General features: G+C 36.9%; 17 protein-coding genes. 3 read left to right on the top strand and 14 right to left on the bottom strand.

Annotated features, from left to right (window positions below):
• Positions 1–63 precede the first annotated feature (63 nt).
• Positions 64–687, bottom strand: coding sequence for a YdbC family protein (locus tag JFU24_RS20215; protein WP_201186894.1), 624 nt, complete (start codon positions 685–687; stop codon positions 64–66).
• Positions 688–980: 293 nt separating this feature from the next.
• Here JFU24_RS20215 and JFU24_RS20210 point away from each other — a divergent pair, with 293 nt between their 5' ends.
• Entirely contained in the window at positions 981–1991 is a 1011-nt protein-coding gene (locus JFU24_RS20210; protein WP_201250345.1) for a LacI family DNA-binding transcriptional regulator, read from the top strand.
• Positions 1992–2313: 322 nt separating this feature from the next.
• Here JFU24_RS20210 and JFU24_RS20205 read toward each other — a convergent pair whose 3' ends face one another.
• The 9 genes from JFU24_RS20205 to JFU24_RS20165 all read right to left on the bottom strand — a co-directional run bounded on the left by JFU24_RS20205 (position 2314) and on the right by JFU24_RS20165 (position 10740).
• Positions 2314–2823, bottom strand: coding sequence for a GrpB family protein (locus JFU24_RS20205; RefSeq protein ID WP_056521258.1), 510 nt, complete (start codon positions 2821–2823; stop codon positions 2314–2316).
• Between the two features lie 146 nt (positions 2824–2969).
• Complete coding sequence (locus JFU24_RS20200) at positions 2970–3470, bottom strand: hypothetical protein (RefSeq protein WP_201222891.1); 501 nt, start codon at positions 3468–3470, stop codon at positions 2970–2972.
• Between the two features lie 584 nt (positions 3471–4054).
• Positions 4055–4492, bottom strand: a complete 438-nt coding sequence (locus JFU24_RS20195) for a GNAT family N-acetyltransferase (protein ID WP_201250344.1) — start codon at positions 4490–4492, stop codon at positions 4055–4057.
• A 563-nt stretch (positions 4493–5055) separates the two neighbouring features.
• Positions 5056–5658: a DedA family protein gene (locus JFU24_RS20190; protein WP_098372998.1), complete on the bottom strand. Its 603-nt coding sequence runs from the start codon at positions 5656–5658 to the stop codon at positions 5056–5058.
• Positions 5659–5844: 186 nt separating this feature from the next.
• Positions 5845–7011 (bottom strand): MGDG synthase family glycosyltransferase, encoded by a 1167-nt coding sequence (locus JFU24_RS20185; RefSeq protein WP_201222889.1) that lies wholly within the window; start codon positions 7009–7011, stop codon positions 5845–5847.
• A gap of 258 nt (positions 7012–7269) precedes the next feature.
• The gene (locus JFU24_RS20180; protein WP_201250343.1) at positions 7270–7869 is read right to left on the bottom strand and encodes a DedA family protein; all 600 of its coding nucleotides are present in this window, start codon (positions 7867–7869) and stop codon (positions 7270–7272) included.
• Between the two features lie 19 nt (positions 7870–7888).
• Positions 7889–8575: a polysaccharide deacetylase family protein gene (locus JFU24_RS20175; protein ID WP_201188079.1), complete on the bottom strand. Its 687-nt coding sequence runs from the start codon at positions 8573–8575 to the stop codon at positions 7889–7891.
• A gap of 101 nt (positions 8576–8676) precedes the next feature.
• Entirely contained in the window at positions 8677–10038 is a 1362-nt protein-coding gene (locus JFU24_RS20170) for a sensor histidine kinase (protein ID WP_201186907.1), read from the bottom strand.
• A gap of 3 nt (positions 10039–10041) precedes the next feature.
• Positions 10042–10740 (bottom strand): response regulator transcription factor, encoded by a 699-nt coding sequence (locus JFU24_RS20165; protein ID WP_201250342.1) that lies wholly within the window; start codon positions 10738–10740, stop codon positions 10042–10044.
• Between the two features lie 362 nt (positions 10741–11102).
• Here JFU24_RS20165 and JFU24_RS20160 point away from each other — a divergent pair, with 362 nt between their 5' ends.
• The gene (locus JFU24_RS20160; protein WP_057219208.1) at positions 11103–11885 is read left to right on the top strand and encodes a COG4705 family protein; all 783 of its coding nucleotides are present in this window, start codon (positions 11103–11105) and stop codon (positions 11883–11885) included.
• Between the two features lie 207 nt (positions 11886–12092).
• On the opposite strand, the gene modA is transcribed toward JFU24_RS20160, so the two are convergent.
• Positions 12093–12896, bottom strand: coding sequence for a molybdate ABC transporter substrate-binding protein (gene modA / locus JFU24_RS20155; protein ID WP_201186913.1), 804 nt, complete (start codon positions 12894–12896; stop codon positions 12093–12095).
• A gap of 149 nt (positions 12897–13045) precedes the next feature.
• Here modA and JFU24_RS20150 point away from each other — a divergent pair, with 149 nt between their 5' ends.
• Positions 13046–13972, top strand: coding sequence for a helix-turn-helix transcriptional regulator (locus JFU24_RS20150; protein ID WP_201250341.1), 927 nt, complete (start codon positions 13046–13048; stop codon positions 13970–13972).
• Between the two features lie 57 nt (positions 13973–14029).
• On the opposite strand, the gene bioB is transcribed toward JFU24_RS20150, so the two are convergent.
• From bioB to JFU24_RS20135, 3 genes are all read right to left on the bottom strand, one after another.
• The gene (gene bioB / locus JFU24_RS20145) at positions 14030–14995 is read right to left on the bottom strand and encodes a biotin synthase BioB (RefSeq protein WP_218973287.1); all 966 of its coding nucleotides are present in this window, start codon (positions 14993–14995) and stop codon (positions 14030–14032) included.
• A gap of 140 nt (positions 14996–15135) precedes the next feature.
• Positions 15136–16299: an 8-amino-7-oxononanoate synthase gene (gene bioF, locus JFU24_RS20140; RefSeq protein ID WP_201186917.1), complete on the bottom strand. Its 1164-nt coding sequence runs from the start codon at positions 16297–16299 to the stop codon at positions 15136–15138.
• A complete protein-coding gene (locus tag JFU24_RS20135; protein WP_201222885.1) occupies positions 16296–16487 on the bottom strand; it encodes a hypothetical protein in 192 nt (63 codons plus the stop codon). Before JFU24_RS20135 ends, bioF begins: the two co-directional genes overlap by 4 nt.
• Positions 16488–16718 lie beyond the last annotated feature (231 nt).

The following is a 16718-nucleotide window of genomic DNA, read 5'->3' as shown; positions in this document are numbered from 1 at the left end:
TGTTTATGGGCAACTTAGATTCAACCTGAACCTACTTTGGATTTAAGGAAACATCCCGATCATTCAAAAAACGATCCATTTTGGATTAACTTTTAATAAACTTCCTGTAATCCTTATTGCAGGGTCCTTGACTCCAGAACTCTGAATTAAGGCAGGCATTTTATTGTCCACATACCATTGATGTGAACAATCCTTGTCCCATAATGAAGCGACCAGATATCTTCCATTTTTCTTTTCAGCAAATACTCCAGCAAGCATTCCTGGTGAAGCCATCATCCCTTTGTTCCATACTTCTTTTTGCATGTGCTCAAACTCAAGTTGTTTATTTGTTTCTACAAAACAATCTGCCACTCGAAGAAGACTTCCCTTACTTAAAAAATCTGTCATGTCTGTTGTGCTTGTATTAAACATTTTCTCGAAAATTTGAACAGAGATATTGGAATAAGTATTTCTTTGGTTACTCTTCTCGAAAATTCCATCATGCTGTTGCTCCATGAATGCTTGGTAAGAACGATCATCTCTCCAGAAAGAAATAATGCCTGCTTCAAACGGATTGTTTTTATCCCATCCCCCGATTTGGCCTATAAATCCATCTAACTGTTTCAAATCTCCCCAACCCTCTTGTGCGTTAGAAAATGAACTCTTGTTTTCCTCATTCACTTGGCATTTTATCCACTTTATTAACATATTTGATCCACCTACTTATTTATAGATTTCACCCAACTTTTGCTTTTTTATCTATCTCTTTTATTAAATCATTTTTTACCGTTTATATAATCATCGATGGAAATTCTGCATCCAAACTTTGATTTAGCTGACTATGCTTCTGTGCATCCAAAAGCGCTAAGGGTGTTTCTTAAATCCAGTGTATAACAAAATAGATCCCTGTTCATGTTAAAGAATGGCGTTGGAATCATTATGCTCCTTTGTTATGATGAAGGTATCCATTTTCAAGAAATAATATCCTTTAGGAGAACGCCATGAATAAAAAAAAGAAAACTACTATATCAGATGTTGCTGAGAAGGCTGGTGTTTCCAAAAGTACGGTTTCTCAATATATCAACCAACGTTTTCGTTATATGAGTGCTGAAACCAAAGACAGAATCGAGCAAGTCATCCAAGAACTTGACTTTCGTCCCAATGATAATGCTAGAAATTTAAAAGTAAAAAAAACAAAAGTCATAGGCATTCTCGTAGCTAATATTTTACATACTTTGTCCACCGAAATTATTCGTACCGTGGAGGAACAGTTTCGGCAGCACGGCATGAAGGTATTCATTTGTGACTCTGCTGATGATCCAGAGAAAGAAAAAGAATACCTTGATTTGCTGGTTTCTACGCAAGTAGATGGAATCATTATTTTTCCAGTAGGAAATGATTTTAAAGTCTATAATTATCTAATCGATCATTCGATTCCTATGGTATTCGTTGATCGGTTAGTTGATGGCGTGACATCTGATTCCGTCCTTTTAGACAATCACGCTGCAATCTTTTTAGCTGTATCCATGCTAGCTGAAAAAGGACACGAAAATATCGCGTTTTTAACCTTACCTATTGATATCCCTATCACGCCAAGGTTGGAAAGAATCGAAGGATTTAAAAAAGCAATGGCATCTTATGATTTTGAAGTCAGAGAAGATGATATCTATTCTTTACCCAAAAACCAAATTCAAGAAAAATTGGCCCAAATATTCGATACAGAAAAGCCTCCAACAGCCATAGTAGCAGGAAATGATTTAGTGCTCCGTGAAATCCTTAGCTATTTGAAAAAGCAAAAAGTCTCGATTCCTAATGAAGTAGCCATTATCAGTATTGATGATGTCGCCTATTCGGAATTTTATGAACCTTCTATCACAACAATTGGACAACCTATCCAACAAATGGGAATCAAAGTAGCAGAATTATTATTGGACCGGATAACTAATCCTGTTCAGGCTCCGTTCATTACATATCGGTTTGCCCCGGAACTTATTGTTCGAAATTCATGCTAAAAGGCTATTACCATAAGATTTCACACACAAAAACGGCAGTTTATATCCACTGCCGTTACATCTGCCATGGAATAATAGAGAACATGTAATAACCGAAAAGCGAACGACTCTTAGATTTGATTTTTCTTTCAGTACTCTTCAGCTTTTACTTCATAGACTTTGACAGTTCAAGTTTTATACTGATCTTGTTAAGTGAATATAACCTCTAAAAAAACAATCTACGACCACCCCTCCAATTAATTGGTCCCATCGTAAGGAGAAGTGAGCCTAAAATGGTCGCTAAAAAGATTGAAATGATATACTCCTTTTAATCACATACTATTTATCTTTTTTTTGCTTCTTCTATGACATATCGGATAAATGGGGCTTTTGCTTGAGTATATCCCACTCTATCTAAATGATGCTTTTGAGATAAGTTTTGTTTTAATTGCTGGTATTGTTTACGAATATCAGGATGAGTGCTTAAATAATCCCTAAATAATAGATGATTATTCCACTCTTCACTTCCGAATTTGTAGATATGTAAATGGTGTGTACCCGCTCTCCATTGGCCTTTTCTAAAAAAACGCCTTTCAGGAAACTCCTTATGTGCGACAAACTCATAGCCAATTGTTTTTAATGGATCAATAAACTTGTCCACTTCATCTAAATGTTGAACGCCTGCCATTATATCCAAAATTGGTTTTGCGCATAAGTCTTTTACAGAGGTACTCCCAATGTGCTCAACACAAATAGGTTTGTCCTTTAGGACTTCCTTAATCTTCGCTTTTTCATGTTCGAACTCAGTAACCCAATTTGGGTTGTAATTCTCAATCGTAACTGGTTTTTCCATTTTTCCTCTGACTTTCATGTTAATCATGTTCATTAATTAAAAATATCCCCCTAGAATGGGGGGCTTGGTTTAGACTATCGTTTTTATCTATAGTAAAAATGGGATAAGCGTAGTAATAAGAGTTGTCATCTAATCACATACCTTTTTTACTTTTTGTCACGTGACCACTCGATGATAGGATCCTGAGCACTCGGTTCATAGTACGTTCCGGCATACTCCTTTTCTTTTCCAGTTATTTTATTAGTCCGAATAACTGTGTAAGTTCCTTTATCGTAATTTTTGGTAAGATAATATTTCCGGTAGGTAAATCCTTTTTCGGGGCCAGTTAAGGTGACTTCGTGTTTGTACTCTTCTGGCTTGTTTAGGTTTTCTTTCACTACACCTTGAATATTCAGTGGTGTTTCTTCAAGCTGAACATCTGTGCGGATATTAACATCTTGGGTCTTTACTTTACCCAGAGGTACAGATGCCATTTCGATTGTTTCTTCGGTTTGTTCCAAGAATGACTTTGTAACGCTGTAGGAGTATAGGATTTTCATAGAGCTTATATCGTTTTTTACTTTGCCTGCCAACTCTGGCATGGCAAAGCTTAAGACAAAGGTAATGGATATTCCGATGATTAATAGTGTTAGCGGAATTTTTTTCATATTTCCTCTTTCTTAATAACGTATTTGTATAACAAGAATATTGAACATCCTCTGACATCATCAATTCTGTAAATCCCTCTGTTTTGAATCATTAGGAATAATTCCAAATTTCGCGATCAATAGTAAGGCAAAAAAAATAAAACAACTGAAACTGGTGTTATCACTTGTAAAAAATACACTAGGTATAATACGTGATGCAAGAAGTACATTTAAGATATAGGCAATAAGAAAACCCGCATATGAAATGCAACTCAGATAGTTTCCAACTACTGTTCTTTTGTAATGAACATAATCTGATTTATTTCCTTTTCTGATACTAACTATTTGCCGTATTTGTCTTATGAGACCGTATGTGAACGCAATGATCAACATTACAATAATAAGAAAACTAATTATTGCTTCATTCACTTTTTTTATCCCCCCTGTAAATAGGTCTAACACTAATAGATAAAAGCTTTAGAACGGTTAATTACTATCCTTTTTTATGTAATAAATCTGCTTTTTTATCAGGATTATCTGCCCATAGTCAACTAAGCAATCCTCCAAGTACATATTCCTCTATTGCGAAACATCCACTGAAAGAGTCATAACGGCAAACTCATCGTAAGTGTTCTGATGTTAAAGCCCATTTTTTCGTAGAGCTTAATAGCTTTGTTCTGGGCAAAAGCACTTAGACGGACTTCAGAATGCCCATCTTGTTTTAGAAAATCAATTGCTGACTCCATTAATCTCTTAGAAATACCTTTCCCTCTGTATTCTTCTATTACAAACAGTTCATAAATAAATCCATTCATCTTATCCGTAAACTGATCTTTACTTGCTCCTAATAGAATCCACCCCATTAGTTGATCTTCTTCTATCGCAATGACATAATAACTCCCTTTTGCAAGCAGTGGTTCAACAAGTTGTTTGATTTTTTGATTAGTTGGCTTCACTTCACCTAATGTGCCGTCAAAAACAGCTTGTGGCGAAAGTGATAAAACCTTTTGAAATTCATAATCAGTTGGTTTCCTTATTTCCATGAATGAAAGCATCCTTTCTAAGGGCTAGTACATGTTAGTTAAGTAGTTCCATTGCCATTTGAATATTTGTCCTATTAAAAAATATTACTAATACATTTTCTATACTATTTATAAGTATTCTATTGCTTCTATATTCCTTCCCTTAATCAAATTTATAAATAAAGGAATCTTAATGTTATGAGGAAACCAAACAACGACCGTTAACCCCATCCATTCCAAATGGTGTTTTCTTAAATGTGGCCTTGTTGATTTTTCACTTTCACTACTATCGTTCACATTATATACGGATTACGGATGATAAAGTTTCAAAATAAAGGAAGAAATACCAATCTATTTCCCCATAAATTAATTAAAAAGACCACCAAATTGGTGGTCTTTTTAATTAATTCATATTATAAAACCCAACTGCTTCCATCGAATGTCCCCTTGGAAGGCTATTACCGTCAATATCGATGATTCGTTGTGAAGTTTTTCACGTTTATCGGTTCGGTTTCTGTTGTTATAAAGGCTTTTGTAAGTATCCTATTATGTTCCATAACAACCCTTCCTTAAATCCATAAACTTCATAAGGCTTTGTTTTTCTTTTTTTTCATGTACCCGCGAATGAACATTCCTGCAATAATAAGAACCGCAACTATTGCGATTGGCTGGATATAGGGCTTGGCCATCTCATTAATCTGTCCCCAATTGCTTCCTAACTTCATCCCGAGAAATACAAAAAGCACAGACCATGGAAGTACGGCTAGTAGCGTATAATTCGTGAATTTTATTAAAGACATTTTAGAAATCCCTGCTGGTATCGAAATAGCATGTCTGACAACCGGAATGAACCGAGCCGTAAAAATGACACTTGGTCCATAGTTAGTAAACCATGATTCCGATAGCTCAATATGTTTCTTGTGTATGAAAATATACTTTCCGTATCGTTCTAAAAATGGTCTTCCACCATAATATCCGATTAAATAAACAAAGATCTGAGCGATGGTTCCACCAATTGTTCCGGCAATAACCGCCCCTACAAAACTGATGTTTCCTTGGGATACTAAAAAGCCTCCATAAGATAATACAATTTCACTTGGAATGATTTCAATCATAAGACCGAGGGTAATTCCAAGGTACCCATAATCCATAAGTGTAAGTAGAATAGATTGGATAAAGTCGTTCATAACTCAGCTTCCCTCTTTCATTTTCAGCTTTTCTCTTAAAAAAATCTCGACCGTTGTTGATAATTCCCCTTGTAGATCACCCAATGGCGCCCACTACAATTTGCTGCTGGATTAAACGAATCTTCCAGCCGATTCATCAAATACAGAACAGATATTTTAACACCATGTACTTTAACTGAATTATCCCTAGCTATAAATAACTTTTGACTGATTGGTTAGGTATGACGGCTTACTTGCTTGTCTAAGATTAAGGATCAATTTCATTACTTCCACCATTCCCTCAGGTTTTTCCAACTCTATTTCCCTTTGATAAGATTCGATGGATATATCCCACTGATCCATTTTTTTATGGTCCTTTAATATACTGAGTATTTGTTTTTCAAATGATAAATTGTGATTGAGTTCAAATACAAGTTTATGGTCTTTTAAATACTGTAGATTAATTTCCTCCTGTCCTGGAAGCATTGAATGAACAAAAATCGGTAGCCTTTTTCGAAGTGCTTCACTAATGGTGACACCGCCGGGTTTCGTAATGATTGCGTCCACTTCTTCATAAAGTTTGTTCATTTCTGACCTTGATGAGATATAAGGTAATGGGTTAATATGAGCTAAATTCCACGTATCGATTGCATCATATAGCTTTTTGTTGTTACCACAAAGTACAAAATAATCACAGTCGGTTGATTTCTTTAACTCATCTTCTAAATTCAATATCCCACCCAGACCACTGTTTCCTCCTGAAATTAAAATTTTGGGGCGATCTGCGTTTTTTAATCCACGGGCTCTTTTAGTGATTTCCTCATGCACAGGAATACCAGTTACCATCATACTATGTTTCGGTATTTGATTCTTGATTATTAGCTTTTCTTTCAATTCCTGGGTAGGAAGAAAATGAAAATCAATCCCCTTGCTTCCCCACACATTATTAATAAAGAAATCCGTATACACATTGATAATTGGGATATTGCATTTCCCTTTTATTTTCAACTGGCTTAAGAGATAGGAAGGGAACCCGTGTGTACACACAATTAAATCTGGCTTTTCCTCCGCTATCAATTGTTCCATTTTCTTCAAGAATATATGTTGATACCATTTAAAGGAACGTTCCTTCGGCAAGGAAACGTAAAAAAGGTTTTTATAGGCTAGATTATAGGTTTCAGGTGCATAACGGATCCATTTCAAATAACCAGTTGTTATCATTTTTTCTAAAGAGTTACTTGTATAACTTAACAGATCCACTTTTTTCAAAGTAACTCCGCTTGTATGTTTTTTTAACATATCCATTAAGGCCTCTGCAACTTGATGATGTCCTGACTGCATGCGAAAGAGAGGTAAAAACAAAATCTTCTTCATATATGTCATCTCCTATAGAAATCATTCTTTTAATACGATGATTACATACTAAGAAAAAAGACTATTTGCATGTTCAAGAGCTTTTTTCCTCTTACAATATATCACTGATTTTGTTAAAAACTTTCTTTTTAATCAATTTTTAATGATACGTTCAAGGTATCTTAAGTCCCCATCTCTAAACTTAATAGCCCGATTAGAAAACCAATTGTAGAAACTGGTTATTCCAATCGGGACGGGAATCATCCTTAAGAAGTAGGCCTATTTTTGGGCATTCTTTTTTTTCTTTTTCATATAATTGATAGAAACGTATATCAATAAAAAAACTATGAATACGACACCTAAAAGTGGAACATATTCCGGATTTATATGAAAGGCATTGCCCAAATAATACCCTGCCACTATAAAAGGGACAGTCCAGAGAACCGTGCCTAGCAGGGAAAAGAGGAGAAATTTACAGAAGGGGATATGATTGATTCCTGCAAAATACGGACTAATTTGTCTTATTCCTGGTAGATAAAATCCAAACACAATTGTTTTTTGGACATTTTTCATATACTTTCCCTGTACTTTCTCCCAGCGATCATTTGTAATGCCCACGTATTTTCCAAATTTATTTATAAAATGATACCCAACGTATTTCCCACATACATAAGCGATAAGCATCCCCATAAAGGCTCCAAGAAATGCACTCAGCGTAGCTAAACCAAAAGAGAGCTTATTTTGTCCAATCAAGACTCCGATTAGAAACAGAAGAGATTCTTCTGGGGCGGGAATTCCCACAATGCCCATGAATAAAAAAAGAAAAATGATAAGATAGCCATATAAGTCAATAAAATGTAAGATACTATCTATATTCATAAAATCCCCTCGAATCAGTTTATAAGTCTTTTAATGTAATAAATTGTGTTCCCTTTTTTATTGTTTCTTGTAGGTAAACTTCCAAGGCTTCAATCATATATCGAGGTGCTTCTTTATCCGCTCCCAAGGTTTCCCCACAGTCATGGAGCAGGAGAATGGAACCTTCTGTTGACGTTTTTCGCAATTGATCAAGTAGGTCATTTTTGCATGTTTCCACTTTCCAATCTCCGAAAATGTCTGACCACATGATCACTTGATATTTCTTACTGGCTATTTGCGTAAAAATATTAAAATGGCCCCATGGAGGTCTGTAAAAAGTGACTTTTTCATGGGTACATTCCATTATGGCCTTTTCAGTCATATCTAACTGTTTCCTTAAATGAAATGGCGAAAGGACCCAGCTTGAAATATGATCAAAATGATGGATTCCAATTGTATGTCCTTCTTCATGCATTCGTTTAATGATATCAGGGTTGTTTTTCACTTTACTGCCCACAACAAAAAACGAACCCTTTATCTTATACCTTTTTAAAAGGTCAAGTAATTGTGTCGTATATTCAGGGTTAGGTCCATCATCAAAAGTTAAGGCTATCCTATTATTCCTCTTGATATTTTTGGTTATGCCCAGTCCGCATACACGAATAAATACCGTAGGAACAATCGTATAAACGAGAAATAGCAATAATAAGATACTCAAGCTAATCATCCCTATATGTGTCACTCACAGAACACCTCATTCTTGTATTTAGCGGCAAATTATCTTGCACCTTCTTCATCCATTCAAGTCTGAATTTAGCAAGAAGCAGATTATCTTTTGGGTAAGGACAATACCACCTCTGTTCCTTTTCCATCGGTACTAACCACTTTAATTTCCCCATTATGTTGATTCATTATATTTTTGGCTATCGACAAACCTAGCCCTGTTCCACCTGTCTCCCGGCTTCTAGCCTTATCCACCCGGTAAAAACGTTCGAAGATATTTTCTATTTCATTCTCAGGTATTCCAATCCCATAATCTTTTACTCTAATGACCGTAGAGTATAGCTGATCCTTTACATACACATCAATTTTGTCTGTACTATATTTGATTGCGTTATCTAAAAGGATAATGATCACCTGTTTTATCTTCAATTCATCTGCTATAACCATAATGGAATCTTCTTGATAATGAAAGTCTATTTCCCGATCATAGACTTCTTTGAATTGATTAAACACGTTCTGACATAAAGTTATTACATTCAATGATTTATAATCTAAAGTATTTTCCAATTCTGTATCGGCTAATTCTAGCAGCCTTTCCGTCATTTTCTGTATACGAGTTGCCTCTGAATGAATTACATCTATAACATCAAGTGCTTTCTCTTCGTTTTGTATACGACGTCTTCGCAGTAGATCAGCATAACTTTTTATAATCGTAAGCGGGGTCTTTATTTCATGAGAAGCATCCGAAATAAACTGCTTCTGTTTATCCAAATTCGCATCCAATCTGCCCATCATCCGATTGAATGTAACAGCCATTTTTTGCAGTTCATCCTTTGTTTCATGTTGGATGATGATTTTTTTTGGTATACCGCTTTGTTCAATATCCTCCATCGTATTAATCATATTGGAAATAGGTCTCATAATTACATTCGATAACCACCTGCCGCCTAGCAACGATAACCCCGCCCCTAATAGCGTACAAAATGTCAGAATGGAAAGTAATACATCCTTCCCTAATTCCAGTCCTAGTAATCTATCTCCAATTTCTAACGTTTCAACAACTTTACCTTTAGATAGGATAGGAACCCTAACAATTAATATTTGCTCTTCTTTATGCGCTTGTCTAATTGTACTTCTTTGCGATTCTTGTTCGCTTGAAAATTCTCCTTTAAATTTAGTAAGCAAATAATGGTCACTGGATACTTCACTACTAATTTGAGAATCAGGTTGAATGATCCGTATAAATGAATGATTCGTTAAATATGTGGTTAATTTTTTTTCTATCTCTTGAGGAGAATCATCCTTTTGAATTTCAGCAATAATATTTTGCGCTTTGTGAAGTAATATATCCTCTTCCATGTTTACAGTAATTTTCATAAAAGAAATAAATACAACAGCATTAACGGCAACCAACACACAGAGTATCCAAGCAGTCGTAATCAGGTTAATTTTTGTAGTAATTTTCATTACTTAATTCTCCCTTACTGTATAGCCAATTCCTCTTACCGTCTGAATAATCGTTGGATCAGAAAAACCTTCTTCTGTTTTCTTTCTTAAATGACGGATATACACATCGATTACATTGGTCTCCCCTTCATACTCATAACCCCATACATTAATCAGGATATTTTCTCGTGTCACTATTTTATTTTTATTGGATAGTAAATAAACGAGTAAATCAAATTCCTTCGGGGTTAACGCTATAGAAAAATCGCACCTGTTAACCTCCCTAGTATCGAGATTAATGAATAGATCCTTAATTGATAAGATCGATTCCTGTTCTTTTGAAGCTTTGGCAGCTATTGAATTCTGACGAATACAAGAACGTATTCTTGCCAATAACTCCTCGATTTCAAAAGGCTTCGTTATATAGTCATTGGCTCCCTGATCTAGTCCCGTCACCTTATCCATCGTAATATTACGAGCTGTTAATAGGATGATCGGCAGTAAGGTGTTCTCATTTCGTATTCTTCTTAAAACTTCAATACCATTCATCTCAGGTAACATAACATCTAAAAGTATTAAATCTAATTCCCCCTGTAATGCAGCTTCCAACCCCGCCTTACCAGTATGGGCCACAAGCACTTCATACCCTTCGTACTCGAGTTCTATCTTTAATATCGTTGCTATCTGGACTTCATCTTCTACAACCAAAATACGCTGTTTCATTTAAAATCCTCCTACTTGAGTGCAATATGGAAAGGAAGCCACATCCACATGTATTTATCGAATTTAGCTAGGAATATTAGTTCCATCCTAAATACAGAAAATTGTCGTCCGCTAATAATTCAATACCCTTCTATATTTGCTCCAAAGTCCTGAATTTTACTCGCTTCCATTAATTATTGAAATGCTCTTTCTACAATTTAGCATTATTTTGCTTTTAATTTCGCTTTTTAATTGATTTTTAATCCTTTTTTCAAGTTGCGTTAAGGTTGACTCGATATAGTGAATCTAGGGAACAATAGAAAAAGCAAATAAGGTTTTATCGAAAACGAAATAACCCAAGAGAAGATAAGGAGGGATCATAAATGAATGATACAAAAAGTCCGTCCATCGGGCGGCAGATGTTGAACAAGGTTCCGGAAGTCACCATTTACTTCTGGATCATCAAAATAATGGCAACAACTGTGGGTGAGACGGCTGCAGACTTCCTGATTGGAAATCTGAAATTGGGATTGACCAACACGACCTTAATCATGGCTGTCCTTTTGATCATAACGCTTTTCTTCCAATTCAAAGCGAGTAAGTATGTGCCAAGTATTTACTGGTTCACGGTAGTGATGATTAGCGTTGTAGGCACGCTGATTACCGACAACCTCGTGGACAATCTCGGAGTCAGTCTGGTGACGACAACTATCATCTTCACAGTTGCGATGCTTGCGACGTTTGCGGCTTGGTACTCGAGTGAGAAGACACTGTCCATTCACTCTATCTACACGACCAAACGAGAAGCGTTCTACTGGTTGGCCATCCTGTTCACCTTTGCCTTGGGTACTGCAGCTGGTGACCTCATAGCAGAAGGTCTCAACATAGGCTATTGGAAGTCAGCACTTATGTTCGCGGCGTTGATTGGGGTGGTGACCATCGCCCACTACGGTTTCAAACTAAATGCAGTGCTTTCCTTCTGGATCGCCTACATTTTGACTCGCCCTCTCGGCGCCTCTCTTGGCGACTATCTGTCACAGCCTCGTAATAAGGGTGGCCTTGGTCTAGGTACGACGGGAACCAGTTTGGTCTTCCTCGTTATAATCTTGGGCTTGGTCGTCTATTTGACCAAAACCAAAAGAGATGAGAGCAAAGTTGTAGAGTAGAGGTAGTCAATTTCTGATCAGCTGTCTGTCCATCACTGAACAGGTTACAGACCTCGTGGAGTACAATCATTTACTTGATACACCCTTCATGGTTCTGTTCTCCACCCTATAGATTGCACCCATGCCGGGTGCACAAAAGAAAAGGCCACCAAATTGGTGGCCTTTGTTATAGAATGAAATTTATCTTTATTTTACAAAACTGCGGCATTAATTCAAATCTTCAAATCCATATTTTTCAAAAACCTTGATAGAATCTTCGCTTTGAAGATAGTCGTAAAATAGCTGCGCTTCTTTTGGATGAGAACTATCCTTAATCATGCCTACAGGGTAAATAATCGGGTCGTGTAAATCTTCCTTAGCTGTTGCGACGATATCAACTTTTTCTGAGTTTAAGGCATCTGTTTTATAAACTAGTCCTGCGTCTACATTTCCTGTTTCTACGTATGTAAGCACTTGGCTAACGTCCTTGGCATATACCAATTTACCTTCAATCTCTTTCCAAAGATTTAGGTTTTCTAATGTTTGTTTCGCATATTGCCCTGCAGGTACTGACTCAGGGGTACCGATGGAAATTTTGGTAGCCTTTGTGATGTCATCTATTCTCTTGATTTCTTTATCCGATTCCTTTGGAACCACCAGCACAAGTTCATTTCCTACTAAGTCGATTCCATTTTTCTCTTCAATTAGGTCTTCAGCTACTAATTTATCAAATTTATCTTCTGCAGCAGAGAAAAACAGATCCACAGGTGCTCCTTGTGAAATTTGTTGTTGAAGAGCTCCAGAAGCTCCTAAGTTATAGTTTACTGTCACATTTGGATTTTCTTTTTCAAAAGCAGTTTTAATGTCATTTAAGGCAGCTTGTAAACTCACGGCTGCTGACATCGTCAATTCTACTTTCTCGTCAGCTTGTTGCGTCTGCTTTTCTGTGCCTTTTTCTTTATCACTTGAACACCCTGTGCCAACTATCACAAGTAGCATAATCGAGAAAATCATAAGATATATTTTTTTCAAAGTCTCTCTCCCTTTCTGACTAGTTATAACTAGTTATATCTAATTATAACTAGTATAAAACAGATAAAAGGTTTTAATCAATGCCTTTTTTTACTGTGAATTTACTTTTCAAAGGACTCTAAGCTACAATAAAGAATGGAGGGATGCACATGTCAAAAGAGCTTTCCTATACGATCGAGGAAGTGTCACAGCTTTTAAAGGTATCTAAATTGACAATTTATGATCTTGTTAAAAAAGGGGAACTGCCTGTATTCCGTGTGGGAAGGCAGATGAGAATGGATGCAAAAGACTTGGAGATGTATATTAATAACAATAAGTCCAGTACATCCCCAGTTCCTGTTGCCGAACCCCATAGAAACGATGTGAAGGATTCTCTTAACCTTGTCATTAGCGGGCAAGATATGGTGTTAGATATACTAGGGCAGCACATTGAGAAGGACTCCAGCTATAAAACATTACGCTCTAACAAAGGAAGTCTAAGCGGGCTTATATCCATGTACAATGGGGATTCCGACATCGTTAGTTTACATATGTTTGATGGAGATACTGGGGAATATAATCTTCCTTATATAAAAAAGATTTTGGTAGGCTATCCTTATATTTTACTTAATCTGGTTTCAAGGAAAGCAGGTTTATATGTTAAAAAAGGAAATCCTTTAGAACTCACAAATTGGACTGATTTAAAACAAAAAGACTTGTCCATCATCAATCGAGAAAGAGGATCAGGAGCTCGAATTCTTCTTGATGAGCAGCTAAGGATTCACAAAATCCCTTCAAAAAACCTTAAGGGATATGATAACGAAGAGACCAATCACTTAAGTGTGGCATCAGCTGTTTCTGCTGGGATAGCGGATGTAGGTGTGGGAATTGAAAAAGCTGCAAAAATCGTTGGAATCGACTTTGTTCCATTAATTACAGAGCGTTATGACCTTGTTATTTTAAAATCTCCGAAAAACGAACAGCTTATAAACATTGTTAAGCGAATTTTATCATCAAATTCATTTCAAGCTGAAATCAAGGCTTTAGGTGATTATGATATTTCCCAGACAGGCTCTATCATTTACGAGACATATTAAACAGGAAGGCTACTGATTCAGCAGCCTTCCTGTTTAATATGCAGTTTTTTTACTATGTTAAAGAGCGCATTCTTCAATTTCAAAACCAAGGTCTTCGATAATGCCCCAATCCGCCGTAGGTTCTTGTCCAGCTGTTGTTAGATAATCGCCGACGAAGATAGAATTGGCTGCATAAAGTGCCATGGGTTGCATGGAACGGAGGTTCACCTCGCGACCTCCAGCTAGACGGATTTCCTTACTTGGATTAACAAATCTCATCATCGAAATTAATTTCAAACATTTAGTTGGAGTCAACTCGGAAGTTCCCTCAAGTGGTGTACCGTCAATCGCATTGAGGAAATTACAAGGAATAGAATCCGCGTCAAGACTGCGTAGGGATAGGGCAATCTCTACTGCTTCTTCATTAGACTCATTCATACCAAAAATGGCACCCGAGCATGGAGACATTCCGGCCTCTTTTACAGCTTCGACTGTATCTACACGGTCCTCATAGGTATGTGTGGATGTAATATTCTTATAATTATCTTGAGATGTATTCAAGTTGTGATTGTAGCGATGAACCCCAGCTTCGGCTAACTTACTGGCATGCGTTTCATTTAAGAAACCTAGACAGCAGCAGATTTTAAGATCCGTTGTCTCGCGAATTTCTTTCACGGCTTCAATGACATGATCAATTTCCCTATTGGTCGGACGACGGCCAGAAGCAACGATACAATACGTGCCAGCTTTGCGACGAATTGATTCTTGAGCACCTTCAACAATCTTCTCTTTGGTCAGCCAAGCATATTTATCGATAGGAGCTTCCGACACGATTGACTGCGAACAATAGCCACAATCTTCAGGACATAGACCTGACTTCGTATTAATGATCATATTCAACTTAACCTTTTTTCCATAATAGTGCTGACGAATAAGGAAAGCTGCATTCAAAATCTCTAAAACCTCGTTGTCAGGTGCTTGTACAATAGCAAGTGCTTCTTCTGCTGTTACTTTATATCCTTTGATTACGTTCTCCGCTAGCATCTTCCAGTCCTTTTTCACCAATGTTTCCAAACCTAATCCCTCTTTTCTTATATGTTGTACATCCCATTCATCCTATGAATCTAGCTTATGACTTTATTTAACGCCCTCGCCGCGATAAACTTCCTTGAAAATCAAACAACCTATTTGTATCTATTGGTACGGATTGTTCTGAACACGTCGATAACATGATTCATTTGTTCTTCTTGATGTGTCGCCATTAACGTAAATCGAATGCGCGAAGTTCCAGATGGTACCGTTGGCGGACGGATAGCTGGTGCATAAATTCCGTGCTTATGTAATTCTTTCGAAAGGAACATGGCCTGTTCCGGTTCTCCGCAAATAATGGCAAGAATCGGAGTTTCTCCCCCCGACACTGTGTAGCCAAGGGAGGTTAATTCATTATAAAGACGCTGGCTCATGGCTCGAATGCGTACTCTGCGTTCAGGTTCTGATTGAATGATATCGACTGCTGTAAGTGCACTTGCTACTACTCCTGCTGATAAGGCGGTAGAGAAGACAAACGGTCTGGCTCGATTTAAGACATAGTCAACTAAAGACCTGCTTCCAGCGATATACCCTCCTTCTGTACCAACAGCTTTGGAGAGTGTCCCCATCTCGATATCTATCTTCCCCTTCAGTCCAAAATGTTCAGAAGTTCCCCTTCCGTCTTTGCCTAAAACCCCCGTCGCATGTGCGTCATCCACCATAACAAGTGCATCATAACGCTTGGCAAGTTCGACAATGCCTGGCAATGGCGCAATATCACCATCCATCGAAAAGACGCCATCCGTTACAATTATTCTTTTCCTGTAGCGGGTATTAATCTGGAGTTTCATTTCCAAGTCAAGTAAATCAGCATGACGATAAATCATAGTTTCCGCACGTGATAAACGGCAGCCATCAATAATACTGGCATGATTCATCTCATCGGATAAAATGAGATCGTCCTTACCAACAAGGGTCGTTAACGCTGCTATGTTAGCCATATACCCTGTGTTTAACACAATCGCTGAATCCGTTTGCTTAAACTCAGCTAGTCTTTTTTCTAGTTTTTCATGGACAATTGTATTGCCAGTTGTTAATCGTGAACCAGTAGAACCCGTACCAAATCTTTGGGTCGCTTGAACAGAAGCCTCGATTAAGCGCTGATCATTGGCAAGCCCTAAGTAATTATTGGAGGCAAACATCATCATTTTGTGCCCGTTCACCATGGCATATCCTTGATCGCTCATTGCTTCAACGGTTTGTAGTTGTCTGTAAAGTCCTCCTTCTTTAATCTTTTCTAGTTCCTTCTCCCAAATCATCTTTCCTTAACCTCATAAACCGATTGATATACAAGATTCCAATATTCGTTACCTATGAGTGGAGCTTCTTGCCATTCTCGCTGATGACTGGATTTTCTTCGAAGAATTGTTTCATCAGAAAAAAAGGGCGCCATAAATACCGCTGTTTCTCTGGAAAGTTCATGCTGTATTAACATTTCTCCTGTCATATTTGTTCCCTCCAAGCTTTTATATGTTAACTATATTTTAAAAATGGTTAACATATAAAATGAATAATAACACACAAACAAAATATTGTTCAATTACTAATTTTCAATATTTTTCTAAGTCTGTCATTTTTAATAGCGTTTTATATGTTAACTAAAATAATAAATGGTTGACATATAAAATATAAATCATGCACACTAATAGTGGGCATTTTACCTACCAATTTCAAAAAA

This window comes from Peribacillus sp. TH27, from assembly GCF_016650915.1.
In the GTDB taxonomy this organism is placed as follows: domain Bacteria; phylum Bacillota; class Bacilli; order Bacillales; family DSM-1321; genus Peribacillus; species Peribacillus butanolivorans.
The sequence above is the reverse complement of the archived record's forward strand: the minus strand, read 5'-3'. Positions and strand labels throughout refer to the sequence as shown.